At 50.7% G+C, this 25,202-nt stretch carries 26 protein-coding genes; 19 read left to right on the forward strand and 7 right to left on the reverse strand.

The annotated features are described in order from the left end of the window. Nucleotides 1–44 precede the first annotated feature (44 nt). From AAB391_02995 to AAB391_03055, 13 genes are all read left to right on the forward strand, one after another. The gene (locus tag AAB391_02995) at nucleotides 45–1,055 is read left to right on the forward strand and encodes an IPT/TIG domain-containing protein (GenBank protein MEK7645257.1); all 1,011 of its coding nucleotides are present in this window, start codon (nucleotides 45–47) and stop codon (nucleotides 1,053–1,055) included. Then, a complete protein-coding gene (locus AAB391_03000) occupies nucleotides 1,056–1,427 on the forward strand; it encodes a hypothetical protein (protein ID MEK7645258.1) in 372 nt (123 codons plus the stop codon). Between the two features lie 18 nt (nucleotides 1,428–1,445). After that, a complete protein-coding gene (locus AAB391_03005) occupies nucleotides 1,446–2,339 on the forward strand; it encodes a hypothetical protein (protein ID MEK7645259.1) in 894 nt (297 codons plus the stop codon). 179 nt (nucleotides 2,340–2,518) lie between these two features. Continuing rightward, a complete protein-coding gene (locus tag AAB391_03010; protein MEK7645260.1) occupies nucleotides 2,519–3,286 on the forward strand; it encodes a hypothetical protein in 768 nt (255 codons plus the stop codon). A gap of 1 nt (nucleotide 3,287) precedes the next feature. After that, entirely contained in the window at nucleotides 3,288–5,993 is a 2,706-nt protein-coding gene (locus AAB391_03015) for a hypothetical protein (protein ID MEK7645261.1), read from the forward strand. A gap of 12 nt (nucleotides 5,994–6,005) precedes the next feature. Next, nucleotides 6,006–6,602 (forward strand): hypothetical protein, encoded by a 597-nt coding sequence (locus tag AAB391_03020; protein MEK7645262.1) that lies wholly within the window; start codon nucleotides 6,006–6,008, stop codon nucleotides 6,600–6,602. Nucleotides 6,603–6,656: 54 nt separating this feature from the next. Then, nucleotides 6,657–7,106, forward strand: coding sequence for a PrgI family protein (locus tag AAB391_03025; protein MEK7645263.1), 450 nt, complete (start codon nucleotides 6,657–6,659; stop codon nucleotides 7,104–7,106). Nucleotides 7,107–7,130: 24 nt separating this feature from the next. Next, on the forward strand, nucleotides 7,131–7,763 hold the full coding sequence (locus AAB391_03030; protein MEK7645264.1) for a hypothetical protein: 633 nt from the start codon (nucleotides 7,131–7,133) through the stop codon (nucleotides 7,761–7,763). Between the two features lie 8 nt (nucleotides 7,764–7,771). Continuing rightward, nucleotides 7,772–9,622: a DUF87 domain-containing protein gene (locus AAB391_03035; GenBank protein MEK7645265.1), complete on the forward strand. Its 1,851-nt coding sequence runs from the start codon at nucleotides 7,772–7,774 to the stop codon at nucleotides 9,620–9,622. 27 nt (nucleotides 9,623–9,649) lie between these two features. Then, on the forward strand, nucleotides 9,650–10,159 hold the full coding sequence (locus AAB391_03040; protein MEK7645266.1) for a hypothetical protein: 510 nt from the start codon (nucleotides 9,650–9,652) through the stop codon (nucleotides 10,157–10,159). A gap of 53 nt (nucleotides 10,160–10,212) precedes the next feature. Further along, nucleotides 10,213–11,430, forward strand: coding sequence for a hypothetical protein (locus AAB391_03045; protein MEK7645267.1), 1,218 nt, complete (start codon nucleotides 10,213–10,215; stop codon nucleotides 11,428–11,430). Nucleotides 11,431–11,439: 9 nt separating this feature from the next. After that, a complete protein-coding gene (locus AAB391_03050; GenBank protein MEK7645268.1) occupies nucleotides 11,440–12,564 on the forward strand; it encodes a hypothetical protein in 1,125 nt (374 codons plus the stop codon). A gap of 1 nt (nucleotide 12,565) precedes the next feature. Further along, entirely contained in the window at nucleotides 12,566–13,888 is a 1,323-nt protein-coding gene (locus AAB391_03055) for a hypothetical protein (protein ID MEK7645269.1), read from the forward strand. Here the strand turns inward: AAB391_03055 and AAB391_03060 are convergent. Genes AAB391_03060 through rpmH form a run of 3 tightly spaced genes read right to left on the reverse strand, consistent with a single transcriptional unit; the run spans nucleotide 13,865 to nucleotide 15,134 of the window. Further along, nucleotides 13,865–14,575, reverse strand: a complete 711-nt coding sequence (locus AAB391_03060) for a YidC/Oxa1 family membrane protein insertase (GenBank protein ID MEK7645270.1) — start codon at nucleotides 14,573–14,575, stop codon at nucleotides 13,865–13,867. The genes AAB391_03055 and AAB391_03060 overlap by 24 nt on opposite strands. Nucleotides 14,576–14,584: 9 nt before the next feature. After that, nucleotides 14,585–14,965, reverse strand: coding sequence for a ribonuclease P protein component (locus AAB391_03065; protein ID MEK7645271.1), 381 nt, complete (start codon nucleotides 14,963–14,965; stop codon nucleotides 14,585–14,587). Between the two features lie 16 nt (nucleotides 14,966–14,981). After that, a complete protein-coding gene (gene rpmH, locus AAB391_03070) occupies nucleotides 14,982–15,134 on the reverse strand; it encodes a 50S ribosomal protein L34 (protein MEK7645272.1) in 153 nt (50 codons plus the stop codon). A gap of 562 nt (nucleotides 15,135–15,696) precedes the next feature. Here rpmH and dnaA point away from each other — a divergent pair. From dnaA to AAB391_03085, 3 genes are all read left to right on the forward strand, one after another. After that, nucleotides 15,697–17,043 carry a chromosomal replication initiator protein DnaA gene (gene dnaA, locus AAB391_03075; protein ID MEK7645273.1) on the forward strand — a complete coding sequence of 449 codons (1,347 nt, stop codon included), beginning with the start codon at nucleotides 15,697–15,699 and terminating at the stop codon, nucleotides 17,041–17,043. Nucleotides 17,044–17,320: 277 nt separating this feature from the next. Beyond that, entirely contained in the window at nucleotides 17,321–18,421 is a 1,101-nt protein-coding gene (dnaN, locus tag AAB391_03080) for a DNA polymerase III subunit beta (GenBank protein MEK7645274.1), read from the forward strand. Between the two features lie 24 nt (nucleotides 18,422–18,445). Continuing rightward, nucleotides 18,446–18,697 carry a hypothetical protein gene (locus AAB391_03085; GenBank protein ID MEK7645275.1) on the forward strand — a complete coding sequence of 84 codons (252 nt, stop codon included), beginning with the start codon at nucleotides 18,446–18,448 and terminating at the stop codon, nucleotides 18,695–18,697. Here AAB391_03085 and AAB391_03090 read toward each other — a convergent pair. Beyond that, on the reverse strand, nucleotides 18,680–21,349 hold the full coding sequence (locus AAB391_03090; GenBank protein ID MEK7645276.1) for a transglycosylase domain-containing protein: 2,670 nt from the start codon (nucleotides 21,347–21,349) through the stop codon (nucleotides 18,680–18,682). The genes AAB391_03085 and AAB391_03090 overlap by 18 nt on opposite strands. Before the next feature lie 46 nt (nucleotides 21,350–21,395). Here AAB391_03090 and tyrS point away from each other — a divergent pair, with 46 nt between their 5' ends. Continuing rightward, nucleotides 21,396–22,634 (forward strand): tyrosine--tRNA ligase, encoded by a 1,239-nt coding sequence (tyrS, locus tag AAB391_03095; protein ID MEK7645277.1) that lies wholly within the window; start codon nucleotides 21,396–21,398, stop codon nucleotides 22,632–22,634. Between the two features lie 102 nt (nucleotides 22,635–22,736). Here tyrS and AAB391_03100 read toward each other — a convergent pair whose 3' ends face one another. From AAB391_03100 to AAB391_03110, 3 genes are all read right to left on the reverse strand, one after another. Next, nucleotides 22,737–23,009: a hypothetical protein gene (locus AAB391_03100; protein MEK7645278.1), complete on the reverse strand. Its 273-nt coding sequence runs from the start codon at nucleotides 23,007–23,009 to the stop codon at nucleotides 22,737–22,739. Between the two features lie 132 nt (nucleotides 23,010–23,141). Then, a complete protein-coding gene (locus tag AAB391_03105) occupies nucleotides 23,142–23,666 on the reverse strand; it encodes a crossover junction endodeoxyribonuclease RuvC (GenBank protein MEK7645279.1) in 525 nt (174 codons plus the stop codon). A 7-nt stretch (nucleotides 23,667–23,673) separates the two neighbouring features. Next, nucleotides 23,674–24,219: a YebC/PmpR family DNA-binding transcriptional regulator gene (locus AAB391_03110; GenBank protein MEK7645280.1), complete on the reverse strand. Its 546-nt coding sequence runs from the start codon at nucleotides 24,217–24,219 to the stop codon at nucleotides 23,674–23,676. 484 nt (nucleotides 24,220–24,703) lie between these two features. Here AAB391_03110 and AAB391_03115 point away from each other — a divergent pair, with 484 nt between their 5' ends. Next, complete coding sequence (locus AAB391_03115) at nucleotides 24,704–24,919, forward strand: ribbon-helix-helix domain-containing protein (protein MEK7645281.1); 216 nt, start codon at nucleotides 24,704–24,706, stop codon at nucleotides 24,917–24,919. A gap of 14 nt (nucleotides 24,920–24,933) precedes the next feature. Continuing rightward, nucleotides 24,934–25,197, forward strand: a complete 264-nt coding sequence (locus tag AAB391_03120; protein ID MEK7645282.1) for a type II toxin-antitoxin system mRNA interferase toxin, RelE/StbE family — start codon at nucleotides 24,934–24,936, stop codon at nucleotides 25,195–25,197. The last annotated feature ends 5 nt before the right edge of the window (nucleotides 25,198–25,202 follow it).

Consider the following 25,202-nt stretch of genomic DNA (forward strand, 5'->3'; position numbering starts at 1 on the left):
TAACGCACTTTTGCACGAGCAGAGTGATATAATGCAGTCACTCAATGGCTAGATTTTCTGCAAAACACTTTTTGCTTGCCGCTGTCGTGCTTTTTCTTTTGCCCAGAATAACCCTCGCCAACGATCCGGTCTTCACTCGGACACTACGGATCGGTGATTTTGGTGCAGATGTACAGCTATTGCAACAGAAATTAAACACTGACAGCGAAACACGTGTCGCGGAAGATGGTCCTGGATCTCCGGGACAAGAGACGGCGCTGTTTGGTATGCGGACACAGGCAGCCGTGATCCGTTTTCAAGAAAAAAATGCCGAGAAGATACTGGCACCGCTCGGATTGAGTAGCGGTACAGGAGTAGTGGGGGAAGCGACCAGACGAGTCTTGAATGAAGTGTTTGCTCAAACAAAAACTCCGGTTCTCACCACGCCAGTAACGAACACGGCACCCGCACCGACAACCTCTGCGACAACGCCTGTCGAAAAAACCGACCTGTATATCACCTTCCCCTCGAGCTACTACGGACCACGAGGTTCCAAACTCACACTCGCCGGCAACGGCTTCACCAAGACAGGAAATACCCTTTATCTTGGCCCTAATTTCAGTATTTCAAACATACCGTCGAGCGGCGGAGCGAGTCTCACCGCGACGATTCCCAATGACGCACCATATGGCAAACACGTCATTTGGGTGGAAAATGCCAACGGCAAGACCCTCAACACGAGCTTCTACGTCGTGACGAAAGAAGGATCTGCGCCACCGACGATCACCAGCGTCAGCCCTGAAAGCGGCCTCTATGGACAACAAGTGACCGTCCACGGCAAGAACTTCGCACCGAAGGGGAATGAGATTTTGACAAACTATCATATAATAAAAGAAGTTCCTTCTCCGGATGGAACAACACTCACGTTCTCTGTCGCGCCATTCCCCGAGATCCCGCAACTACAAGTCGGAGTCGACTTGAAGAGGGGCATCGAAGCAGCGATGACATTCTACGTTGTGAACGAGAATGGTGTAAGCAACAAAGAAAAGCCGGGGAAGTTTACGATCAAAATCTAAATGTGCGCCTTTTTTCAAAAATACCGCCTCTCCATCGCCATCATTTTGGCAGCCTGTTTGATTGCGGGGACTTTCGTATACAGAGCCGGCGCGACTGTCGGCTTGCCATTCGGCGGATTGATCGTGTCCACGGTGTACTGCACCTGTACCAACGCCTTCCTCATCACCATCGCCACACCGATTCCGGGCAACTATCTCTACTTTCCGGGCACTCCACAATTTGCATGGTACCAGCTCCCTCGACCAGGTGTGTGGACGCTTGGCCTCTTTGCCCCCGGCGGCGCCTGCTTGATGTTTGCCGGAAAAGCTGGGTGTGTACCCTATGCATTACAGCCTTTTGGTACAATTATGTTTGCAGGCACCTCGCTCTAGTCTCTACACGAAAGTACCATGAACCCTACATACAAAAAAATCATCGTTGGTGTCGTCGTACTCGCTGCCGTGGCGGGGACAGTAATGCTTGGCTACACTAGCAAAAGTATTGACCTCGGAAATGGCACCGAGAATGGGGAGGTCAGCGGTGGCGTGCAAATTCAGGCGGTCTCCAGCAGCAATTCCGACCTGTTCAAGGACACTTTCAACACTTCGGGCACCGAAAACGGCATTTCAACGACCGAATCCAAGGTTTCTGAGGCTGAAAAGAGCTTCGAGCAGCGCAATCTCACCGACCGCATCTCTATCGACCTCTTCGCAAAGTATCTCTTCCTCAAGAACAATGGGCAGGAAATCACCCCTGAGGTGCAGGAGTCGCTGGTGAAGAACGTCATTGAGGAAAATACCCAAAAGATCGAGTACATTACCTATACGGGGGCTAATCTTGGACTTATTTCAGCACCAACAACTGAGCAGCTCAAAACCTACGGCAACGCATTGATCACTCTGGTCATCGAAAATTCACCAAAAGATAGCTCGCAGAACGAGCTCACTTTGCTTGCTACTATGGCGGAAAGCGGGGCGAATTCAGAAAATCTCGCTCAACTCAAGGCGATTTCTACGGCATATACGACAGTGGGGCAGAAATTAGTGAAAATGACCATCCCAAGCGATGCAAAACCTCTCCAAGTCGCCCTTGCCAACGTCGCCGGACGGATCGGCGTCAATATCGCCAACTTTACCGTATTCGAGACCGACCCAGTAACCTCCATCGCGCATGTTTCGGCATATGACCAAAATGTTACCGACCTCAATACCGTACTGAAATCTTTTGGCGCCTACTTCGCAAAAAAGGGCGTTGTATTCTCCACAAAAGAGCCTGGTTATGCCTTTACCCTTCTCGGGCAGTGAGATAAAATTGTGAGGTGAAGCGATTTCGCATTGCAAATGCGGGAAAAAACGCGATATGCTTTTTTCTCCTGACTGCCATTCTCCTTGTTACCCTCGTACCGAGCGACTTACCCCTTGTTGCCCCACGAAAAGCTGAGGCGTTCTTCTTTGGATGCCCACCTGGACTATCCTCAGGAGTGGTGACCAGTGCTGCTGGCGCAAACGCTATACCTGCGGTACCAATCATTAATCTTGGACTATTTACGGTGAACGCACAGGCAGCACTGAACACCGGCAGCATCACTGATCGAAAATGCTATCTCGACTTCATAGTCAAAACGCTCGCAAAAGCCGTCGTCCATGCACTCGTCTCTTCCATCATCGATTGGATCAATCGCGGCTTCGAAGGGGGACCGACTTTCGTCACTGATCCCGCGGGCTTCTTCGGCAATATTGCCGACCAGGAAATTGGCCGCATGATCGACGGTTCGGCACTCGGCTTCGTCTGCGACCCGTTCCGCCTCCAACTTCAGCTCTCATTCCTTCAGCAACGCAATCGCAACGTGTCACCGTCCCGATGCAGCATCACGAGCATCGTGCAGAATTTCCAAGGCTTCGTGGGTGGCGACTTTAGCCAGGGCGGTTGGCCAGGTTGGATCTCCATGACCAGCCAGGCGCAGAACAATCCGTTCGGCTCGCAGCTCATGGCTGAAGAAATTGTTGCCGCAAAGATCACCAGTCGACAAAATACGGCAAAGGTTTCGCTCGATTGGGGCAAGGGTTTTAAATCATTGCTGTCGAGCGACGGCACGATCAAGACCCCTGGTTCGCTGATCAACGACCAGCTCAGCAAGGCAACAGGGAACGAGCTTGACTACCTCAACCTTGCTCGAGAATTCGATGACATCGTGATCGCCTTAGCTAACCTAGGTATCAGCCAGATCATGAGTGGCGGGCTGAAAAAATAAGATGAAATCACACTTTGCATACAAATGGTTAGCGGGCGGAATCATGGTACTGCTTTTGACCTGTTCAGTATTTGCGGGCGTCGTCTCCGCACAGACAGAGGGTACCAACGAGACAGCGCCGCCGGTAGCACCAGCGACACAACCGGAAGAGGGCACGGACGAAACAGCGCCGCCGGCGCCCCCAGCTAATCCAAACGCCGATACCGACTCACTCGAGCAGACATCGAATACCAACCCCCTCTCGAACCAAAACCCTAACGCGGCCACCGATGCGTTTGAGCAGAGCTCTGGAAATACTTCGGCAAATAGTGCGAGTCAGAATCCAACCGATCCAAAGCAGGCTGGTGGAAGCGGGGACAAGGAAACAGCTTTCGCGTGGCGAATGCTGAATCCATACTATTTTATTCCTGCAGGAATGCGAATACTCGGCAATACAATCCTCATGCTTTTTGGTTGGGTGCTCGGCTTGGTTGGCCTGATCTTCAACTTCATCATCGATAAAACGATCGTCAATCTAAAGACGACCATCGATAGCCTCGGTGTCATCACCGACATTTGGAAAGTGATCCGAGATTTCATCAACCTCTTCTTCATTTTCGCATTGCTGTACGCCGCGGTAGGTACGATACTCGGCCTAGACAAAGTGGATTGGAAAAAAACCGTTGGCAACTTGGTGTTGGCAGCGCTCCTGATCAACTTCAGCCTTTTCATTACCAAAGCCGCTCTCGACCTTTCCAACATTGTCACTATCGGCTTCTATAGCCAACTTCCAGGGGTAGGGGTAGTGTCGACCAACCCGACTCAGAACCAATCGCATGCCGGCGGTATTTCCAATAGCATCATGCAGTCCCTGAAATTGGAAACGATCTACAAACCAAACTACACCGGAACAGTACAGGGAGATACCGCCAATAGTCCAGTGACTGCCTTCGCCTACATCCTCTCCACCGTCATGGGCAGCATTTTCATCTGCGTCACTATTGTGGTGATGGTCGCAGCATGCTGGCTCTTCCTCAAGCGATTCATCGATATTATCTTCCTCATGATCCGTTCGCCGATCGCTTTTGCCGGCCTCGTCCTCCCACAGCTAGATGAATATCAAAGCAACTGGTGGAAGGAGCTGAAGGCAAACATGCTGTTCCCACCGGTGTACATGGCGATGATGTGGATCACCTTCAAGATCCTCCAGAGCCCGGGCTTCCAAACAGTCGCTCCTGGCGTTGACGGCTTCTCTGGACTCTTCTCGACTCTGAGCGGTACCACCGTGAACATCGTCTTCCGCTTTATCGTCGTGATCGCCATGATGGTCTACGCGCTCAAGAGTGCTGGAAAAGTCGGCGTGGAGGGTGGCGAAGTGTTCAACGACTTCCTCAAGAAGAAGCGTGGGCAATTGGCCGGTGTTGTGGGCCGAAATACTGCTGGTCGCGCCGCTGCATGGGCGCAGGACAAAAATAGTTCTGTCGGTCAGGCGTTGCGAAAATTGGAATCTGTACCAATCATTGGCTCTGCTACGAGCAAGGCAATCACCGGTAGCCTAAAGGATGTTTCCGGTGCCGGATTCGGCGGAGCAAAAGGTGGCTTTGATGCGGCAGTGAAGGCAGAGGCAAAATATGCGAAGGAAGGATACACACGAGTAGGAGAGAAAGCGGAGTTCAGGGAGCGTGCACCGATCAAGCCGGATGAACCGACTCGAAAGGAGGGCGAGACCAATACTTCTTTCATAAACAGGAGAAGTGTCTATGATGAAAAGGTAAAAGAGTACGAGGAAGCGAATGTAGATTATACCTCCCGAAAAGAAACCTTCGAGGAAAAACAGAAGGAAAATGCTGAGGCCCGTCAGAAGCAATTCCGTGGAAATTACGAAAAGACATCTCTCTTCCAGAAGAACCGAGACTCAGACAAGCCGATCTTTGCGGAAAATCAGGCAGCGTTAGAAGCGATTGACAAGGATATTAAAGAAAATGACAAGAAAAAGCAAAAGACCGAAAAGGCAAAAGCGGACCTAGAACGCATCAAGGCTGAACAAGCAGAAGCAGAGGAGGGGATGCTTGAATCCTACAGAGCGTACGCAGAGGCTGCGGCCCCAGTGGCGCCGACCCAGGAAGCTGGTGAGACTGATGCCGTGTTCACAAATCGAAAGCTCGACTATCAAACAAGCAAGGCTGCGCACGAGACAGCAACAGCCCGCCTTACCTCACTATTGAAGGAGAAGTTTGATGACATCACCGACGACGCAGTGAGAGCCGAAAAGATCAGGGAGAATAAACAGGCGGTCAAAAATGTTCTCGACGGAATGAAGGCTCTCGAAAACAGCAAGGCTGCGCAGGAGGAAGCGGAAATTGCCGAAAAAGAAGCCCGCATGAAGGCTATCGAGATTGAGCTTAAGGGTCTAGACGAAGAAAAGCGCACAAAAGAGAAGCCGACCACCGAAGCAAATATCTTAAGGTTGCAGGGAGAATTGGTAGCAGCAACTCGGTCGGTGAGAGCCATGGAACGAAACCCTGAAAAGCGTACGGGTCACTTAAGAACCGCTGAGTCGCGTAGAAGTGAGGCTGCCACAAAGCGTGAACAGGTGATCACTCGAGAAAATCAAATACTTCAGGAAGAAAAACTCGATTCACTCGGAAAAGATCTCGGGGATGTGAAAGAAAAGACCAGTAAGAAAGATGAAGACGGTGGGGGAGGCAAGAAAGAGGAGAAGAAGTAGCACGATTACATCATGGCAAAAAAATCAATACAAACTGTCGCAGAAATGAAAAGCTATTTTGATAGCCTTCCTTCTGATATCCGTGATGTGTTGACGGATGAACGCCTGGACAAGGAAATTACCCAATATTGCAAGGAGAGTGGCGTGGGGAATGTTGGCAAGGTATTGATAGACTTAACCACATCTACCTTGATGGCTATTCAGCCGATCAAAGGATTTGTTGGACGAATCGCCCAAGCTGCGAACATTCCGACATCAGTTGCTCAAAAAATCGCCAACGAGATCAACGAAAACATCTTCCGGCCGGTCCGACAGTCACTCATCAAGATCCACGAGATCCCGCCCAACGAACAGGCGCAGATCCCCGCAGTAGAGCCGCACTTCGAACACCTCCTCGAAATCCATGCACCGAGCATGATCGCGCTCGCGAAGCCAGCGGCAGCCAAAGTAGCACCAGTCGTGCAACAAACATCACCCATGCGCCCACCAGCGACACAGGTCGCTCCCAAAACCCTCGCGGAACAGAAGATGAGCCGTCCGACCAGCCTGCCGCCCCAAATTTCTCGCACCAGCAACGAGCCGGACCCGTACCGCGAGCCGATCGCTTAGGTCGTCGCTGCGCAGGTGCGTCGGCATTTCTCAAGGCTGCGGTATAATATCTACATGCGATTTCAAGTTCCACAATTCATCGAGGTGGAGGACAAAATCATTGGTCCGCTGACCATCAAGCAATTCATCTACATCGCCGGTGGGGCAGGTATGTGCTTTGTGCTCATCCGTTACCTTGGACTGCTCTTCGGCATCATGGCAGCCCTCCCGGTGGGTGCCTTTGCCCTCGCCCTCGCTTTCTACCACCCAAACGAACGCCAAACCTTCATTCTTTTCGTCGAAAACGTCTTCAAATATTTCGTTGGCAAAAAACTCTATATCTGGAAGAAGCAGGACAAGAAGCCGGTAGCTAGGACAACCGAGGAGCGCGAGGCGAGTAGTGATCTCGATAATCTCTACGTACCCCGCCTCGCCGACAGCAAGCTGAAAGACATGACCTGGAGCCTGGATGTAAAGACCAAGGAGCTCGCCAACCCCGTCACGAAGAACAACAAACAAGTATAATCGGGTATAATAGAGCAAAGTACCATGGCCCTCACCAAATCCGCACCAAGCCAACAATTTGTCCCTCTCAAAGAGGTGAGGGATGGCATTGCTATTCTGAAAGACGGCTCGATGCGCGCACTTCTTCTCACCTCATCGCTCAACTTCGCACTTAAATCCGCGGAGAGTCAGGAAGCGATCATCTACCAATTCCAAAACTTTCTCAATTCGCTCGACTTCACCGTGCAGATCTTCGTGTCTTCACGCCGCCTCGACATTCGCCCATACATTGCCCTCCTTGAAAACCGCTACAAGGAACAAACAGGGGAGCTGCTGCGCCTCCAGACCCGCGAATACATTGAATTCATCAAGAAATTCACCGAGTCGGCCAATATCATGACGAAAAGCTTCTTCGTCGTCGTGCCGTACGGTTCGGCCGTACTCAACAAAAACAGTGCTTCTGGCCTATTCAGCAAAAAAGATAAGCAAAAAGAAACGGCTCAGAAAAGTGAGGCTTTCGAGGAGGCGAAATCGCAGATCCAACAGCGTGTGAGCGTGGTGGAGCAGGGGCTCACGCGCGTCGGTATTCGCGTGGCACAGCTGGGAACCGAAGAGATCATCGAGCTCTTCTACAAGATCTTTAATCCCGGTGAAACGGACAAGCCGATTCAGCTATAATCAATCCCATGGGACTTTTCTCAAACATATTCAACAAGAAGGGGGGCGGGGATGCCGAGATGAAGGCGTCGATTTTGCCGCAGGATATCTACAATGCTGCTGCCCTCGACCTGAAAGATGTCATCGCTCCTTCTGCGCTCAAGGTGAGCCCTCGTTCGCTCAACCTCGGCGAAAAGCTCGTCCGCACGTTCTTTGTCATTTCGTACCCTCGATACCTCTCCGAAGGTTGGTTTTCGCCGATCATCAACCTCGACAAGATCTTCGATATTTCTATTTTTATTCACCCAATCGACACCGCGCAAGTACTCCGCCAATTCCAGAAAAAGGTGGCTGAGGTATCGAGCCAGATTCACGGCCGCGAGCGCAAAGGTCTCGTCCGCGACCCAATGCTCGACACCGCATACCAAGACCTCGAATCGCTTCGTGACAATCTCATGCAAGCCCAAGAAAAACTCTTTGATGTCGGTCTCTATATCTCTATCTACGGCGACACGGAGCAAGATCTCGACAAGATCGAGAGCGAAATCAAGTCGATCCTCGAAGCGAAACTTATCTACCTCCGCCCAGCACTCTTCCAGCAAGAGCAGGGCTTGCGTAGCGTATTACCAATCGCAACCGACGAGCTGAACGTGCTTTCGAAACTCAATTCATCGCCGCTCTCCAGCCTTTTCCCGTTCACCTCTTTCGACCTCACTTCTGACAAAGGCATTTTGTATGGCATCAACCGCCACAACTCTTCACTCGTGCTTTTCGACCGTTTCTCCCTCGAAAACTACAACTCCATTACCTTCGCGAAGTCCGGTTCTGGAAAATCATACTGTACGAAGCTCGAAATTCTTCGAACACTGATGTTTGACACCGAGGTGATCGTCATCGACCCAGAAAAAGAATACGAGTACATGGCCCAGGCCACGGGAGGAAAGTACTTCAACATCTCGCTCAATTCGCCGCACCACATTAACCCTTTCGACCTGCCGACACCGCGCGAGGATGAATCCGCGGCAGACGTGCTCCGCTCAAACATCATCAACCTGGTGGGTATTTTCCGTATCATGCTTAGTGGCCTCACTCCGGAGGAGGACGCGATCATCGACCGCGCCATCACTGAAACCTACGCACTCAAAGACATCACCCCCGATGCCGACCTCACCAAAGTCGAGGCGCCGCTCATGTCCGACTTTGAGCTCGTGCTCGCCGGCATGCAGGGAGCGGAGTCACTCGTGCAACGCCTCACCAAATACACCCGCGGCACTTGGTCGGGCTTCCTCAACAAGCCAACCAACGTTGACATCAACAACAAATTCATCGTCTTCTCCCTCCGCGACATGGAAGAGGAGCTCAAGCCGGTAGCGATGTACATTGTCACACACTTCATTTGGAACGCGGTGCGCAAAAATCTCCGCAAGCGCCTGCTCGTGATCGACGAGGCATGGTGGATGATGAAGTCCGAAGATACGGCTTCATTCCTGCTTAGTTTGGCAAAACGAGGCCGAAAATACTATCTCGGACTCGCTACCATCACCCAGGACGTGGACGACTTTTTGAAGTCTCCGTACGGCTTGCCGATTATCACCAACTCTTCCATTCAGATCCTCTTGAAACAGTCGCCGACCTCGATCGACAAGCTCCAAGCGACCTTCAACCTCACCGACGAGGAAAAATTCTTGCTCCTCGAATCCAGTGTCGGCGAAGGTCTCTTCTTCGTGGGCCTAAAACATGTCGCGATCAAGATTATTGCCTCATACACCGAGGACCAGATCATCACTTCCGACCCATCGCAGATTTTGGCCATCCAGAAGGCCAAGGCCGAACTTTCTGCGAGCACCGACGGGAGAGAGGGCGGGGGAGCGGCGAAATAATCCTGCGCACGGGCGCATACCACTACCATGGCAGCCAAAAAACCTGAACCCATCACCAATCTCGGCTGGTTTTTCCTTATTGCCTTTACCATTTTTGTCGACATTTTGCAGATCGTGCTAGACCTAGCTTTTGGTGCCGGTGTCATCGCAAATCGTATCATCGATGTGGGGTTTGCTTTTGCCCTCCTCCTTATTTTTCACCTAAAAGACATTCCTCTCACGCCGGCGCAATACGCCAGCATCGCCGCGGCTTTTGTCGGCGAAGAAATTCCAGCTCTGGACGCTCTCCCCATGTGGACATTAGATGTCGTGTATATTTGCGCAAGCATCAAGGGCCAGGAAGTCGCCGAGAAAGCAGGGGTGGCAGGAAAGGTGGCAGTGATGGCTCTGAAAGCTGCAAAGAAAGCTGACGGTAAAGAGCTGTTTACCGATGAGCAAGGAGCCCTCTCCGGAGGAACTGAATCAAAATTACCCTTATCAACCCCCGAACACCTCCCGACCAACACCGTAGACCTTCGACCATCCGGAAAAGCCTAATATTACGAAAGTTATTCACTCCGACCGCCGGACCTTTGTGATAAAATAGAGCAATGAGATCTCCCAATGTTCTCACCTATGCCATTGCATCTTTTTGCCTATGTGTCATTTCTCTATGGGGGATCGGCACTATCTCAATCGCCACCGCAGACGCCCAAGCAGCTGGCTCAGGGGCCGGAACAGCAACAACCTCGGCCTCATCAGCAAGCTCCACCCCCCAGGAGGATGCGCTTGACGCCCTGCTAAAACAGCTCACTGCCACTTCGAGCATTCCGGACTATCTGAAAAATGCCAAGCCACCCACGGAAGCGGACATTCCTGAGTTGCCCGAAGAGTTTAAAAAAGCACCACTCAATGTCGTCTTGAATCCGGAATATCCAGCAGCCTTCCAAGATGTCGTGGCGAGTGTCGACAGCTACTCTGCAGATATGGATCGCAGTACGATCACCTGGTCGCTCAATGGCAAAGTGCTACAAAAGGGTATTGGTGCCAAAAATTTCCGCTTCAAAGCCGGGAAGAATGGTAGCTACACCACACTCACTGTGTCGATCCTCGCAAACGGCATCACGAGCACGCAAAATCTCAGCATCACTCCTGCCACCGTCGACCTGCTCTGGCAATCTGATTCTTACGTCCCACCTTTCTACAAAGGTAAGGCTCTTTTCTCTCACCAGAGCGGCATTAAGGTTGTGGCCGTACCAAACATCTTTACCAAAGATGGCGTGTTGATCCCGAGCTCAAAGCTCATCTACCGATGGAAGCTCGACAAGGAGTTTGTCGCAGCCGCATCGGGCGTCGGCAAAAATATTGTTACTTTCAGAGATGGAATACCGGTAAATGAGAAGCAGATAAGTGTCGAGGTATCAACGGCAGACACGAGCGTAAAGACAGTTGGGCAAATCTTCCTACATAGTGTTGGCACTGCACCGGTCTTGTACCAAGACACCCCGCTCACCGGCATTTCGTATGAACGCGCCCTGCCAAGCAGCCTGAACCTCGCTGATTCCGAAATGAAGTTGGTGATCGAACCATACTTTTTCTCTGTGAAGAGCCGTGATAGTAACAATCTGTACTATTCCTGGTCACTGAATGGCAAAAATGTTCCCGATGTCACCCGTAGCAGTATCGTTTTTAAAGTACCTGACACCGAGAAGGGAAGTGCTCAGGTGAATGTCGAGCTCCGTCAGCCGACCAAAGTCTTCCAGACCAATGCCACCGCTCTTATTATCAATTTTGTGAGTCCCGGCAGTGCCAGCAAATCACTCTTTTAATCCATGACTATGAGTACTCTCAACAGAATAAGGAATGTCTTGGTACTTGCGAGTGCATTCCTTCTACTTGCCAGCACTGTAGCCCCGATGAGTGTCTTTGCGGCTTTTGCGGGCGAAAAAGACTATGTCCTTTTGGCACCGATTCCCGGAACATACAACGAGGGAAGTTGCGCGGCAGGTACGATCAATACCTACAACGCCGGCGGCGCTTTTAGTGGCAACGGCGCGGGTACCATAAACTGCACAACGGATTTTGTTACGTATCTCAAAGGTTTTTTCCGCCTCGTGATCTCACTTTCATCGATTATTGCCGTACTTGTGATCACCTTCGAGGGCTTCAAGTTGGCCATCTCTACGAGCGAAGGTGCTCGCGAGACGGCTAAAGAACGGATCGAACAGGCCCTTATTGGTCTCGGCCTCGTCCTTGGTTCATATCTCATTTTGAACACGATCAATCCGCAGCTCACGAAAATTAACTTTTATGTCGACAAGATTTCCGATGCGGGACTTACCGGTTCGTCAGCTTTTCTGCAGGATGGGTTGAGTCAGGCTCTGGTAAATGAACGCGAGCAGGCGGCCTTCGCGGCACGCTCTGAAGCTTCGAGAGTTGCCAATGAGGCATTCAGCGCAGCAGTGACACCACTTCGAACAGAGCTTGCGGCACTTAAAGCAGAGTGTGAAAATGAACCAGCCGAAACAGAGGCTGAGTGTCTCTTGGGAAATGCTGGGAGAATACAAGAGTTGGAAGATCAGATTAAGGTTGCCGAAATTTCCACCGATAAGCAGGCGGCAATTAATATTATCCAGACTCTCGGCGACACACAATTCAATCAGCTGGTGAAGCCGATCGAAAAAACCGATGACCGTTTGGCGGATATTGCCCAAATGAGAAATCTTGCAAAGCTGCAGATTGCCACGGTAAAAAATGAGACCCAAGCGCGTGTGGCAGATTTGATCGCAAAAGGGCGAGGGGAGGATGCTGCGGCGGTGCTCGCTGAATCAAATAAAGTTATTGCTGATATGAATGCCAAAATAGAGCATCGTGTACGCTGTCCTTACTCAGACTATAACGTCCAAGCTGTTTCAGGAGGTAGTGTGGGAGGTGCCGCACCAAATATAACACCCTGTTATTAACATGAAAAAAAGTACCGCATACACAATCCTAGGAATCATCATCGGTATCGTCATTGTCGCGCTGGGCGTGTTGTATTTTGTCTTTCTGAGAACACCGGGGGTGGTAGATCCTGGTCCGGACGTCAACAACGAAGGGAAGGCAGACCGAGGCGGTTTCGATGGCACGGTTGACGACACTGAGCCAGTAACTCCTGTCGAACCAAAAACTCCAATAGCCACCACTACGGGGGAGCGACCGGAACCACCAAAACTTCGAAAGATATCGACTGGACCGATAGCTGGAGGCATTGCCTACGACACAACCATCAAAACAGGCAAGGTGAGTGTGACGGAGACCCACATCCGCTTCATCGACCGCATCAATGGCGCGATCCACGAAACCCGTACCGACGTTTTGGACACCCAGAAGATTGCCAGTGCTTCGATTCAGAAGATTCGCGAGGCGTTTTGGGCAAAAGACGGCGCTAGTGTGTACATCCGATATGTCACCGACGCCAACCCATACACCATCGAGACATATCTCGCTAAACTCGTACCTTCGAAGACCGCGTCCTCTTCACAGGCGGCACTCCCAAGTGACATCAGCTTCCTTCCACAAGAGGTGCGCGGCAACTATCTCACTCGCAATCTCAAAGAAGTCCTACCTTCACCATTTACCCTCGGCACTATTTTCTACACCTTGCCAAAAGGTGCGGACCTGCAAGGTATCATCTCGAGCAAGGACGATACTAAAAGGGTAGAGGTGCTCAACTCACCAATCACCGAGTGGACCAGTCAGTGGCTCGCCTCGAATTTGTTCGCCATCACCACAAAAGCCTCAACTTTCTCAGATGGCTTCCTGTACTTCCTCAACACCGACACCCAGAAGCTCGACCGCGTGCTCGGCAACATCCGTGGCCTCACCACTCTTGCGAGCGCCGACCAAAAATATGTGATCTACTCGAACTCCAGAGATGATGGCTTCACCACACGACTTTTCAATACCAAGACTGGTCTGCTCGAGCAATTCTCATTCACCGTATTGCCGGAAAAATGTGTCTGGAGCAAGAAACAAGTCGCGGTCGTGTATTGTGCCGTACCACAGTACCTTCCAAGTGGGCTCTACCCCGACGGTTGGTATCAAGGCGTTGTCAGCTTCACCGACGATCTCTGGAGAATCGACGCTTCGACCGGCTCCACAAAGCTCCTCGCCAGTCTCGCCGCAGTCTCAAAAGAAGAAATCGACGTGATCCGACCATTCCTCGATCCGCAAGAAAAATACCTCTTCTTCACCAACAAGCGTGATGGCGCTTTCTGGAACCTACTTCTTCCGACGAATAAATAGCTCCTGACCAATAGCGAAGACGTTGCTCGTGGTCCAATAAATAGCGATACCAGCATTGATACTGTATGAGGCAAAGAAGACGATGACAGGGAGGACATACTTCATCTGCGTACTCATGGCATGCGCCAGGTCTGTACCAAAAGACGGCGCTACGTTTGGATCTTTTTTGGTGACTGGCATTGAATATTTGATCTGAAAAAACTGTGTGATCGCCGCCAAGAGGGCGAGTTCCCAACTTTTCTTTGTAATATCGATGAACCAAAGCTTCATGGTGACCAACTCAGGGGAGTGGATGAATGAATAGAGCAGGGAGGCGTCGATCTTTGGCAAGCCGCCGCTATAGAAGATCTGGTAGAGCGCGAGGATGATCGGGATTTGGATAAAAATAAGCAGGATGCTCGAAAACGGGTTGATACCCGACTCTTTGTAGAGCTTCATGGTCTGCATCGACTGCTCAGCTGGATCTTTGTATTTCGCCTTGAGCTCATTGATCCGCGGCTCAAGCTCCTTCATCTTCATTTGGCTCAAAACCGCCTTGCGAGAGAGGGGAAAGAGGATGAGCTTCACAATCACCGTAAATACCACAATAGCCACACCGAAATCTGCCCACTGTGGAAGGGTGTTGATGAGAAAAATAAGCCCGTTGTACAACGGGTCGTAGAAAAACGTATGGTAGAGGTAACTCATCAGGCTATTCTAGACTAATTTCACTTTTTTGAGAAGCAGGCGAATCTCGGCCTCGATTTCAGGCAAAGGCAGCTCTTTTGCAGCCTTGGTCGCACCTCCCACACCCTTGCCACCAGGCACTCTCACAAAGAAGGCGCCGCTAAAAGGAGCCTTTAGTGAGCCATTTTTTCGCACTTCTGCCAGCACATTCTCCAGCGCGGCGGCGAAGCGTCGCTTGATCCGATTGCGCAGCACAGCTGTGCCAGCCGCCTTCTTTGAGACTACGACGGAGCATTTCAAGGTAGGGGACGGCAAAAGACGTGCTGAAAAGGTCGCTGAGGAACAAAAAACACCCTTTCCGAGCAATTCGGGGAAGAGCGTTTTTGTGACTCGTTGAGTCTTTGGGAGCATCGAACAGGGCGTGTCTTTAAGCCTTTCCGCTCTTCTTCACGGAGAGCTTCTTGCGTCCCTTGAGTCGTCGTCGAGCGAGCACACGCTTGCCGCCCGAAGTTCGGCCTCGTACGAGGAAGCCGTGGGTCTTCGCGCGCTTTCGCTTCTTTGGATGATATGTGAATGACATGGGGAATAGCGTAACACAGAGTGCGAAAATGTTCAATATTTATGAAAAGAAAAGCGACCACCCTCATCTAGAATACTGGGGTGGCCGCCATGGCGCGTTTGATTGTGTCTCTTCCGGCTACTCCGCCTCTGGGAATAGCTACCCGTCTTAGCCTTGGTGTTGGCCGTTACCCCACCAACTAGCTGATAGGACGCGAACCCCTCAATGAATCTTTTGCCGCGTAGCTGATCGGCAGGTTGCTCATTGAGTTGGTAATTCACGCATTACTCGCAACAGACCGAAGCCTGCAGAACTCTGGCGCCAAAGAAAGTATAGTCCTTTCAGCACGAATCAGTCAACTTTGGTTAATAAGTATGTTGAAGGTGTGTCTAGTAGGGGAGGAGAGATGAAATGTGAGGGACTACGGAGCGCGTCGGCGCGAGTCGGAGCGAAAAGTCAGCAGACTTTTACGCGTGCCCTTACATTTCATCTCTCCTCCCCTCTATCCACAACTTATCAACATGTTTCTCCACCCTCCACAAGTGTTGCATTTTCTCCCCAGCTTATATAATACGTTTCACTTATGGACTACAAGCAAATGTGGGATAAAGTATTGGTTGAGATTGAGCTTGCTATCTCAAAGGCTACATTCATCACTTGGTTCTCCAACACCCACATCCAAAAGATCGACGATGGCACCGTCCACCTCCATGTCCCAAACGTCTTCGCGAAAGATTGGATCAGCAACAAGTATCACAAACAGATCCTGAAGAACCTCCGAGGGCAGAACGAGACCATCAGGGCGATGGCCTACGTCATTGCCAAAGAGGACGGCACGCGCAAGAAGGTAGAGGAGCCACCGAAGGCACCGTTTAATCCCACCACCCAACTGCCGCTCAGCGACGTTCAGATCAACAAGGACGACAACCTCAACCCGCGCTACACCTTCGACACGCTCATCGTCGGTAGCTTCAACGAACTCGCCCACGCCGCCTCACAAGCCATCATCAAGAAGCCCGGGCAGGCATACAACCCCTTCTTCATCTATGGCAACACCGGTCACGGCAAGACCCACCTCGTGCAGTCGATAGGGAACTACATCAAAACCCACTACGCTGGGAAAAAAGTGTACTACCTCACCTCAGAAAAGTTTGGCCAGGAGTGCATCAATGCCCTTCAGACCAACAAAATGAATCTCTTCAAGGAGAAGTATCGCAAGTACGATGTCATCATCATGGATGATGTGCAATTCTTCTCCAACAAAGACAAGATCCAGGAGGAGCTTTTCCATTTGTTCAATTTCTTCTTCGACAACAACCGCCAGATCATTTTCTCGGCCGACAAGCACCCCAACTTCATCGCCAATGTCGAAGACCGCCTCCGCTCACGCTTCAGCTCAGGCATGCTGGTGGAGCTGCCATACCCGGATCTCGAGTCTCGTACAGCCATTTTGAAGGCCAAGGCATCACAGAGCGGCTTTACGCTCAATGATGAGACCGCCGAGTATCTTGCATCTTCTGTTGAGGGTAATATTCGCGAGCTTGAGGGTGCGCTCAACTCAATCATTTGCCAGGCCCAGCTAAAAGGGAAGGACCTCAGCATGTTGGAGATCAAAAACTTGGTAAAAAACAGTGCGAAGCCAAAGAAAACGATTGCCGCGAAGGATATTATCAAAATTATCGCCGACTACTACAACATCGACGAGGCAAGCATCTACGACAAGACCCGCCGAAAGGAGGTGGTGCGCCCTCGACAGATGGTTATGTACATTTTGCGAGAGGATTGTAGTGTCTCGTACCCTTCGATCGGCCAAAAGCTCGGCGGGCGAGACCACACGACCGTCATCCACTCGTGCGAGAAGATCAAACACGAGATTAAGACCGACACGACCCTGATGCAGGAATTGAATCAGATTCGAGCTCTTCTTTAAATTGGGGATAATTCTGTGGATAAGGGTATGATAAGTGCCTGAACTCTGTGGATGGATCTGGGGAGAGGGTGTGGGGCGGACGGGGAAGCGGTGTGTAGAAGTCGGGGTATTTTGGGGAAGTTCTCCACCGTCGTCCCCACCTATCCAGAGTCTCCCCAACAGGGGTGGGGAGAAGAAATCGCCAGCCACGGCCCGGTTGAGCGACTCCCAGACTTATACACATATCCACAGTCTTAATAATAGTAATAACTCTTTATATAGAATATAGTAAAAACACATGAGGATAGAATGCGTACGAGAAAAATTTGCGGCAGCAGTCCAAAAGGCCGAACGAGTAACTGGAAAGAATCTGACCCTTCCGGTATTAAAGTGCCTCTACCTGAAAGCAGAGCGTGGCAACTTGCTCATCCGGGCAACCAATCTTGACCTCGGCATTGAGATCAACCTGCCTGTGAAAGTGGAAATTCCTGGTTCAGTCGCCATCCCGGGCGCCGTACTCTCAAGCTTCCTCCAGCAGGTGCGCAATGACAAGAACATCATCCTTGAAACCATCGACGGCAACCTCTCAGTATCAACCCAGAACAACTCAACCCTCATCAAGGCATTGCCGCACGACGATTTTCCAACCGTACCAGTGTTCATGAAGGAGAACAGCCTCACCTTGGCTCCAAAAGAGTTTGTGCGCGGCCTTAAAGCCGTCTGGTATGCCTCTGGAACCTCCCAGGTGAAGCCGGAACTCTCCAGTGTATATGTGTTCGCAGATCAGGACGAATTGGTCTTTGTAGCCACCGACTCTTTCCGTCTTGCTGAGAAGCGAGTGCGGGTGAAAAAGGCACAAGACTTCTCTCACGTGCTCATTCCGTTCAAAAACGTCACTGAAATTATGCGTATTCTTGAAGAGATCGATGAAGATGTCGAAATTTCCTTCGACAAAAACCAGATTGCCTTCTCCTCGAGCAATGTGTACCTCACCTCACGTCTCATCGACGGCTCTTTCCCTGATTACAAACAGATTATTCCAAAAGAACACAAAACTGAGGCGACCCTACTCAAGGAAGACCTCGTTAATTCGTTGAAAATGGCGCATATTTTTTCCGACAAATTCAATCAGGTCTCCTTGTCTGTCACACCATCGAAAAAGGCCTTTGAAATGAAGACCAAGAACGCCGAAGTGGGGGAGAATGTAAACAAGCTCAAGGCCAATCTCACCGGTGAGGACATTGATATGAATTTCAATCATAAATACGTCACCGATTGCTTCCAGTCAATCGATTCAGACAGCATTACCCTCCATTTCAACGGCCCTAGTCGTCCGGTAGTGCTCCGTGGTGTGTCCGACAAAACATTCTTGTACTTGGTGATGCCAATGAATCGCTAGTACGGCAACACGTCGCCTTTTTCTATGTTCAACATATCGAACTTTCTCGCCAAGTTCTCGAATCTGCGAAACAATGCCTTTGTTGTCCGCGACGCTTTTATTCAAGTGGCACAAGACGTGGCAGGCATTACGCTTTTGGGCACACAAGTGGAGGTGAAGGAAGGTGTTGCTCGCGTGCAGGCGCACTCGATGATCAAAAACGTTCTGCACATCAAGAAAGAGGCCATTCTTGAGGTGCTACGACAGAAAGGCGTTGCCCTAAAGGACATTAAATGACGTCGTCGCCTCGGTTTTGTTGCCGACACTGTCTTTCGCCACAGCTTTGAGTACGTTTGGACCCGAGAGGTTTGCTGAGTCAGTATCTGATAGATGGAAGGAAAATATCCAAGGGGACTGCTCGGTGGTGCCGAGGTACGCATTGTTGAGATAGTAATCGATTCGGTTGAGTGGGAAGTGGCTGCGGATGCCGACAGATACACTGACGGTGTCTGTCTTGGAGAGGGAGGCGTTTGGTGCGGGAGTGGTGAAGGTGAGGGATGGGAAGAATTCCGGCACGTGCACGTCGTCTTTCTGTGTCGGGATCACCCCCGTACCTTCGTCAATGAGTCGGTTCAGCTCCGCCCACTTTTGGACCGAGTACTCCCAATTTGCAAATGACGGGTCACTGCTCGGCATCAGCGGTTGAGGTCCGTTCGGGTCATTTTTGTCGATCCAGTAGAGGATGGAGTGTGCGCTTCGGATGACGCGCTCTTCTCTGAGCTCGGGCGGCGTGTATTCGGTGGCGAGCTTGCCGGTGATCTTGTCGACAGAGTACGATTGGTTACCTTGCCAGAAGCCTCGGAGTACCGGCTTGACTGTCTCATCCTGGAGCGGCGTCGGCTTCGGGAAGTTTTCGGCTGGGTATTTTTTAAACGTTTCATACATGAAGGCATTCCAGAGGGGGGCGATCACCTGGCGGGCGGAATTCTCTTTAGCGATCGGGCGGCCGTCGTTGTTGCCGGCCCAGGCACCCACCGCGATGTTGGGTGTGTAGCCCACCACCCACATATCCTTGAACTCATTGGTGGTTCCCGTCTTTACCGCCACGTCATATCCAGGGAAGCGAAGTGCCGAGTTGTTGCCAAAGATTGGCGCACGAGCTTCATTGTCTGAAAGCACATCCGAGATGGTGAGGGCGATATTTGGATCTAGTACCGGTACGGGGCGAGCCTGAAACTGCTCTAGGACGTTGCCGTCGCGATCCGTGATCTTCAAGATGCCTGTTTCTGGATTGCGCACTCCTTGGTTGGCAAATACTGAATATGCGCTAGTCATATCGAGAGGGGTCACTTCGCCACCACCAAGCACCAAAGTGAGGCCGTATCGGTCGGCATCTGCGAGACCACTAATACCCATCTCTTTCGCTAGTGTGAGGGAGTCGTGGATGCCCGCAAGGTACAAAGTCTTGATCGCTGGGATGTTGATCGACTGGGCGAGTGCGTCGCGCAGTGTTATCGGCCCACGGAAGCCACCGTCATAGTTGCGCGGGGAGTAGCAGACGGCATCCGGGCGATTTGGTGTGCTTGAGGCCACGATCAGCTGGGTGCTAGTGGCGCTGACAGTGATGTTTGGGGTGCAGTCGCTCGAAAACTCGGTTGGGAGGTCGAAAAGCACGGTCTCCGGAGAGTACCCCTTGATGAAAGCCTCAGCGTACACGAATGGTTTGAATGAAGATCCGGGCTGTCGGCGGGCGAGAGTGACGTTGAAGTTGCCATTGATCTCCGTGTCGAAGTAGTCGCGCGAGCCGATCATGGTGAGGATCTGGCCGGTCTTTGGATCGAGCGCGACGAGGGCAGCGTTTTCCGCATCGATGGTCTTTTTGTTGTCGATCGCAAAACGCTTCACAATTTCTTCGCCTTTTTGCTGGAGTTCGTAGTCGAGGGTGGTGATCACCTTTAGTCCACCCTCAGACACGACCTGCTCACCATACTTCTCTGTAATATACTCACGAATATAGAAGACAAAATGCGGGGCTTTGATGCCGCGATTTTCCGGTTTGTTGAAAGTGACAGTTTCTTTTCTAGCGGCATCATATTCTTTTTGTGTAATGAAAGCATGCTCAAGCATTTGTTGTAGCACGACGTTTTTGCGTACCTCGAGGCGGTCAACATGGTTGCCAAAAGGGGAGAAGAAAGAAGGTGCTTGGGGCAAGGCGGCGAGATATGCAGATTGAGCCAAGGTCAAATCGCTAGCATGAACCCCAAAAAACTCCTCAGACGCTTGTTCTACGCCGTAAATAGTGCCGCCGTACGGTGCCTCATTGAGATAGATCCCCAAAATTTGGTCCTTGGTGAGCACCCGTTCGAGTTTCAGAGCCAACACCCACTCCTTCAGCTTTCGAGTGATGGTTTTGTCGGTGGTGAGGAGCGAGTTTTTTACAACCTGCTGCGTGATTGTTGAGCCACCCTGTGCGAGCTGTAAAGTAAAGATGTCGGTGATGATTGCTCGCAAGATCGCTGTCGGCTTGATGCCAGAGTGTTCGTAAAATTCAGTATCCTCGATGGCTACAGTCGCATTCTTCACATTCCGAGAGATCTCTTCAAATGCGACATTTTTGCGCTTGATATTGTTATGTACATCGTAGAGGAGGATTTTGCCTGTGCGGTCGTAGATTTTGGTCGATTCACTCAATTTTCGGTCCTCAAAAGAGGCCAAGTCGGGTAGCTGGAAGGTGGATACCCAGAAGGTCATGAAGCCGCCGATGATAAAGCAGAGGGAAATGCCAACCAGCACCACTTCCTTGAGGAGCGTGGAGCGATGTTTCAGCCAGTGGTGCGCATGGCGGACTGTGTGTCGGGCGATCTTGTGGGCGTAATGAGCGCCCTGCTGGGCCGCCTTCCGCGCCCTTTTACGCGCGAGGGCGAGGTCTGCCGAAGATATGCGTTTCATTGCTCATACAATAGCAGAAAAACCGCCGACATGGTAGATTATTTCTATGAACCCCCTCTTTTCTTTCCTCAGAAAACAGCCGAATATCAACGTTGACCCTAAAAAAGTGGCCGATATTCTCACTCGCGGTGTCGAAGATGTATTTGTAAAGGAGTCACTGGAGAAAAAACTTCTTTCTGGCAAGCAGCTACGCGTGAAGCTTGGTATTGACCCTACAAGTGCAAAGATTCATCTCGGCCGTGCTATTACCTTGCGAAAGCTCAAGGCATTTCAGGACCTCGGGCATCAGATAGTGCTCATTGTTGGAGACTTCACTGCGCTTGTTGGTGATCCTTCAGACAAGCTCGACAAGCGCCCGATGCTCACGCCGGAAAAGATCCGCGAAAATCTCCGCGATTACAAAAAGCAGATTGGCAAGATCATCGACGTCAACCGTACGGAATTTGTGTTCAACAGTAAATGGCTCTCGAAACTCGGTTTCGCCGAGATTGCCACGCTCGCCGAAAGCTTCTCCGTGCAACAGATGACCGCACGACGCAACTTCAAAGACCGACTCGATAAGGGTGAGGAGATTTCGCTCCGAGAGCTTTTGTACCCACTCATGCAAGGGTACGACTCTGTGGCGGTGAAAGCCGATATCGAGCTTGGTGGATTTGATCAACTATTTAATTTGAAAGCGGGGCGTGTTATCCAGAAGCACTACGGTCAGCCGGAGCAGGACGTGCTTACTACCGCGATGCTCGAGGGTACCGATGGCCGAAAGATGTCTTCGAGTTGGGGGAATGTCATTGCGATTGTGGACAGTGCCGATGAGATGTTCGGCAAGCTAATGTCCGTACGCGACGAATTAGTTTCGAAATATTTCTTGCTTTGCACCGACCTCTCGGAGAGCGAGATTACAGCGGGGGAGGCGGCCATTGCCACCGGCGCCAATCCACGTGACCGAAAAGTGCAACTCGCTAAGGCTATTGTTGCTCTCTATCACGACCAAGGGGCGGCCGATGCCGCTGAGCAGCGTTTTAATAATGTATTTGCTTCAGGTGCGATGCCTGATGACGCGCCGACAGTGTCTGTTGCGAAGGGCGCCGTGCTCGCTGATGTTCTAGTTGCCGAAAAAATTGTTTCTTCAAAGTCCGATTGGCGTCGCCTCGTAGATGGTGGCGGAGTGCATATCGTGGGTGCTGACGGTCCGAAGGACAAGATCACTGACTACCACTTTGCTGTCTCTACCGACATTGATCTGAAGATTGGCGCTCGCCGTTTCGCGAAGATCCGTACTAAATAAGCAAAAGTGAAATGTTTTTTGGAACTGCGGAGCGCGGCGGCGCGAGCCGGAGCAAAATCCTAGCAAGGATTTATGCGTGTCCAAAAAACATTTCACTTTTTGCTACCATTCTTCTTTTTCGTCCGCGTCATCGATGTCCGGAGAAAAATCCTCCTCGGTCATCACGTCTGGTATTTCCTCGATGGCAGGAACCTCTGGATCATCGATCTTTTCATCAACTTCTTCAAGTGCCTTCTCCACTTCCTTGCTGATCGGTGCATGCTCATCCTTCTCTTCCTCTTTTTCTACCGTTTTTTCCAACGGTTTGGTGGCACCCTTTACCGCTTTCGATGCAAGCTTTTTCTTTACCAATGTTTTACTCGATTTCTTCGCCATGCTGGTGTGCTTAATGGATAACTCAGAATATGATTCAGGCTAGTATCCTCGAAATATATATTTTTGCAAGTAGTTTGCCAAGAAAGCCCTGTGGATATTGAAATAGGCGTTGCAAGCTAGCGGCGCTGACACCTATTGCCGATATGAAGCCAGGCAGGTAATGGCGCAGGCGATCGCGTCGTATTCGTCGTCGTGTTCGATGTCTTTTGTGATCTTGATGAGCTTAGGGATCATGCTGATGACCTGTCGTTTGTCGCTCTTGCCGTAGCCGGTGGTGGCATTTTTGATCTGCCCAGGGCCATACTCAGCGATCGGGAGGCCGTGGCGAGCGGCTTCGTATACGATGACGCCGCGAGCCTCAGCCACATTCATCGCCGTCTTTTGGTTGTTAGTGAAAAAGAGCGTCTCGATCGCCATGATGGTCGGATCGAATTCTTCGATCACTCGTGCGAGTTCTTCTCCAAGTGCGCGGAGACGGACAGGGAAGGCGGCCTTGGCCGAGGTTTGGAAGCATTCTGAGAAAAGGAGAATGTCTTTGCCGCGCATCGTACCTTCTGTCACTCGCTCAGCTACGGCAATGCCAAGTCGCTCGTATCCCGGGTCGATGGCGAGAACGCGAAGAGGTTTTGTTATCGCAGTTTTTTTGGTGGCGGACATGCTCGTGTTATTCAGCATTGGTGAATACTTCTTGCACCTCATCATTTTCCTCGAGGGCTTCGGTGAGTGTCATGAGCTGAGCACCATCTTCTTCGGAGAGGGGAATGGTGGTGGTTGGGTTCCAGACCTCACAGCCGTCCTCAGTACGAGTTTTTTCAAAAGCCCAACTTGCCGAGCCGATGCCGGCAAGCTCAAAGCCGTGGTCGGAAAGAATATGCTTCACTTCCTGCGCTGCTTTGTTGCGGTTGTCTGTGAGAGTTTCAATGATCATCGCACAGCCGCCGGGTCCGTATGCCTCGTAGATAATATGTTCCATTGCACCGCCACCAGCTTCAGTGGCTTTTTTGATGGCGCGTTCGATATTGTCGTTTGGCATGTTGGCGGCTCGGGCACGTTCGATCACCGCTTTTACATTCGGGGCGTCTTTCCGCCCGCCCGCCTTCTTTGCCTCCACTGTCAGCAGGCGGGCGTACTTCGTGAACGCACGGCTCTTCTGAGCATCGGTCTTACCCTTCTTTTCCTTAATCTGCTTCCATTTGTTGTGGCCGGACATGTGCCCATTCTACTCACATTAGATATTTTATGCCAGTTTACTCGACGCATTATTTTGCTGCGAATGTAATAAAAGATTTTTTATTTTACGCGTCACAAGAAAAAGTTGTCCACACACTGGCACTTTTTTTCATTGTGCTTTCGTAGATTGAGCGCATAATGAATACAGTCAATGTAAATATATTTTTGCGCGCAAGCGTCTAAGTCGAAAAAATAATTTATATACTTTTATTACGAAGCAATATATTTCTGATATTTATACTCACATGGCAAAGAAGACAAAGAAGCGTTCAGTAAAGAAGGCGGTCAAGCGAACCGCAAAGCGAAAGACTGCGAAGAAGACTTCAAAGCGACGCTAACCTCGAGAGGGAATTGCCCTCGAGAAACAAAAACCGCCACAGAGTGTGCGGTTTTTGTTTGTATTGACAATGAGAGCTAGTCGAATTATACTTAAACTGTATTACAAAATATACACATTATATTACATGCGAACCGTACTAAATATATCATTGCCAACTGACTTGGCGAAAGAAGTTCGTCGAGAGGTAAAATCTGGCAGCTTCGCTTCTACTAGCGAGTTTATTCGCCACCTTATTCGCCTTTGGAACACGGAGAAGCTTGCGCTCCAGCTCAGGCATGACAAGGTTGATTTTGAAAAGGGGAAAGGTAAAGTGCTTCGCTCCCTAGCTTCTTTGCGATAATCTCCTGCGTTGCCATGCAGCTCCACATCCTTTATTCTGCACGGTTCGCAAGACACTATAAAAAGATGTCGATGCATATAAAAAATCTCGCCGAGAAGAAAGAGACTGTATTCAGACAAGATCCATTCGATAGAGGTCTAAAAACCCACAAATTACATGGAGTGCTCGAAGGGTTCTACGCGTTCTCGCTTACTGCAGAGCACCGTATCATTTTTGATTTTGCTGACAAAAACACTGTTCGTTTTTACGATATTGGCGATCATGATATCTATTACTGATTACT

The organism is Patescibacteria group bacterium, from assembly GCA_038065315.1.
Classification (GTDB): domain Bacteria; phylum Patescibacteriota; class Minisyncoccia; order Phycocordibacterales; family JBBTRF01; genus JBBTRF01.

Excerpts from the sequence above, each read along its gene's own strand:
- AAB391_02995 (MEK7645257.1), top strand. The coding sequence starts at position 45 with ATGGCTAGATTTTCTGCAAAACACTTTTTGCTTGCCGCTGTCGTGCTT.
- AAB391_03000 (MEK7645258.1), top strand. The coding sequence starts at position 1,056 with ATGTGCGCCTTTTTTCAAAAATACCGCCTCTCCATCGCCATCATTTTG.
- AAB391_03005 (MEK7645259.1), top strand. The coding sequence starts at position 1,446 with ATGAACCCTACATACAAAAAAATCATCGTTGGTGTCGTCGTACTCGCT.
- AAB391_03015 (MEK7645261.1), top strand. The coding sequence starts at position 3,288 with ATGAAATCACACTTTGCATACAAATGGTTAGCGGGCGGAATCATGGTA.
- AAB391_03020 (MEK7645262.1), top strand. The coding sequence starts at position 6,006 with ATGGCAAAAAAATCAATACAAACTGTCGCAGAAATGAAAAGCTATTTT.
- AAB391_03025 (MEK7645263.1), top strand. The coding sequence starts at position 6,657 with ATGCGATTTCAAGTTCCACAATTCATCGAGGTGGAGGACAAAATCATT.
- AAB391_03030 (MEK7645264.1), top strand. The coding sequence starts at position 7,131 with ATGGCCCTCACCAAATCCGCACCAAGCCAACAATTTGTCCCTCTCAAA.
- AAB391_03035 (MEK7645265.1), top strand. The coding sequence starts at position 7,772 with ATGGGACTTTTCTCAAACATATTCAACAAGAAGGGGGGCGGGGATGCC.
- AAB391_03040 (MEK7645266.1), top strand. The coding sequence starts at position 9,650 with ATGGCAGCCAAAAAACCTGAACCCATCACCAATCTCGGCTGGTTTTTC.
- AAB391_03045 (MEK7645267.1), top strand. The coding sequence starts at position 10,213 with ATGAGATCTCCCAATGTTCTCACCTATGCCATTGCATCTTTTTGCCTA.
- AAB391_03050 (MEK7645268.1), top strand. The coding sequence starts at position 11,440 with ATGAGTACTCTCAACAGAATAAGGAATGTCTTGGTACTTGCGAGTGCA.
- AAB391_03055 (MEK7645269.1), top strand. The coding sequence starts at position 12,566 with ATGAAAAAAAGTACCGCATACACAATCCTAGGAATCATCATCGGTATC.
- AAB391_03060 (MEK7645270.1), bottom strand. The coding sequence starts at position 14,575 with ATGAGTTACCTCTACCATACGTTTTTCTACGACCCGTTGTACAACGGG.
- AAB391_03065 (MEK7645271.1), bottom strand. The coding sequence starts at position 14,965 with ATGCTCCCAAAGACTCAACGAGTCACAAAAACGCTCTTCCCCGAATTG.
- rpmH (MEK7645272.1), bottom strand. The coding sequence starts at position 15,134 with ATGTCATTCACATATCATCCAAAGAAGCGAAAGCGCGCGAAGACCCAC.
- dnaA (MEK7645273.1), top strand. The coding sequence starts at position 15,697 with ATGGACTACAAGCAAATGTGGGATAAAGTATTGGTTGAGATTGAGCTT.
- dnaN (MEK7645274.1), top strand. The coding sequence starts at position 17,321 with ATGAGGATAGAATGCGTACGAGAAAAATTTGCGGCAGCAGTCCAAAAG.
- AAB391_03085 (MEK7645275.1), top strand. The coding sequence starts at position 18,446 with ATGTTCAACATATCGAACTTTCTCGCCAAGTTCTCGAATCTGCGAAAC.
- AAB391_03090 (MEK7645276.1), bottom strand. The coding sequence starts at position 21,349 with ATGAAACGCATATCTTCGGCAGACCTCGCCCTCGCGCGTAAAAGGGCG.
- tyrS (MEK7645277.1), top strand. The coding sequence starts at position 21,396 with ATGAACCCCCTCTTTTCTTTCCTCAGAAAACAGCCGAATATCAACGTT.
- AAB391_03100 (MEK7645278.1), bottom strand. The coding sequence starts at position 23,009 with ATGGCGAAGAAATCGAGTAAAACATTGGTAAAGAAAAAGCTTGCATCG.
- AAB391_03105 (MEK7645279.1), bottom strand. The coding sequence starts at position 23,666 with ATGTCCGCCACCAAAAAAACTGCGATAACAAAACCTCTTCGCGTTCTC.
- AAB391_03110 (MEK7645280.1), bottom strand. The coding sequence starts at position 24,219 with ATGTCCGGCCACAACAAATGGAAGCAGATTAAGGAAAAGAAGGGTAAG.
- AAB391_03115 (MEK7645281.1), top strand. The coding sequence starts at position 24,704 with ATGCGAACCGTACTAAATATATCATTGCCAACTGACTTGGCGAAAGAA.
- AAB391_03120 (MEK7645282.1), top strand. The coding sequence starts at position 24,934 with ATGCAGCTCCACATCCTTTATTCTGCACGGTTCGCAAGACACTATAAA.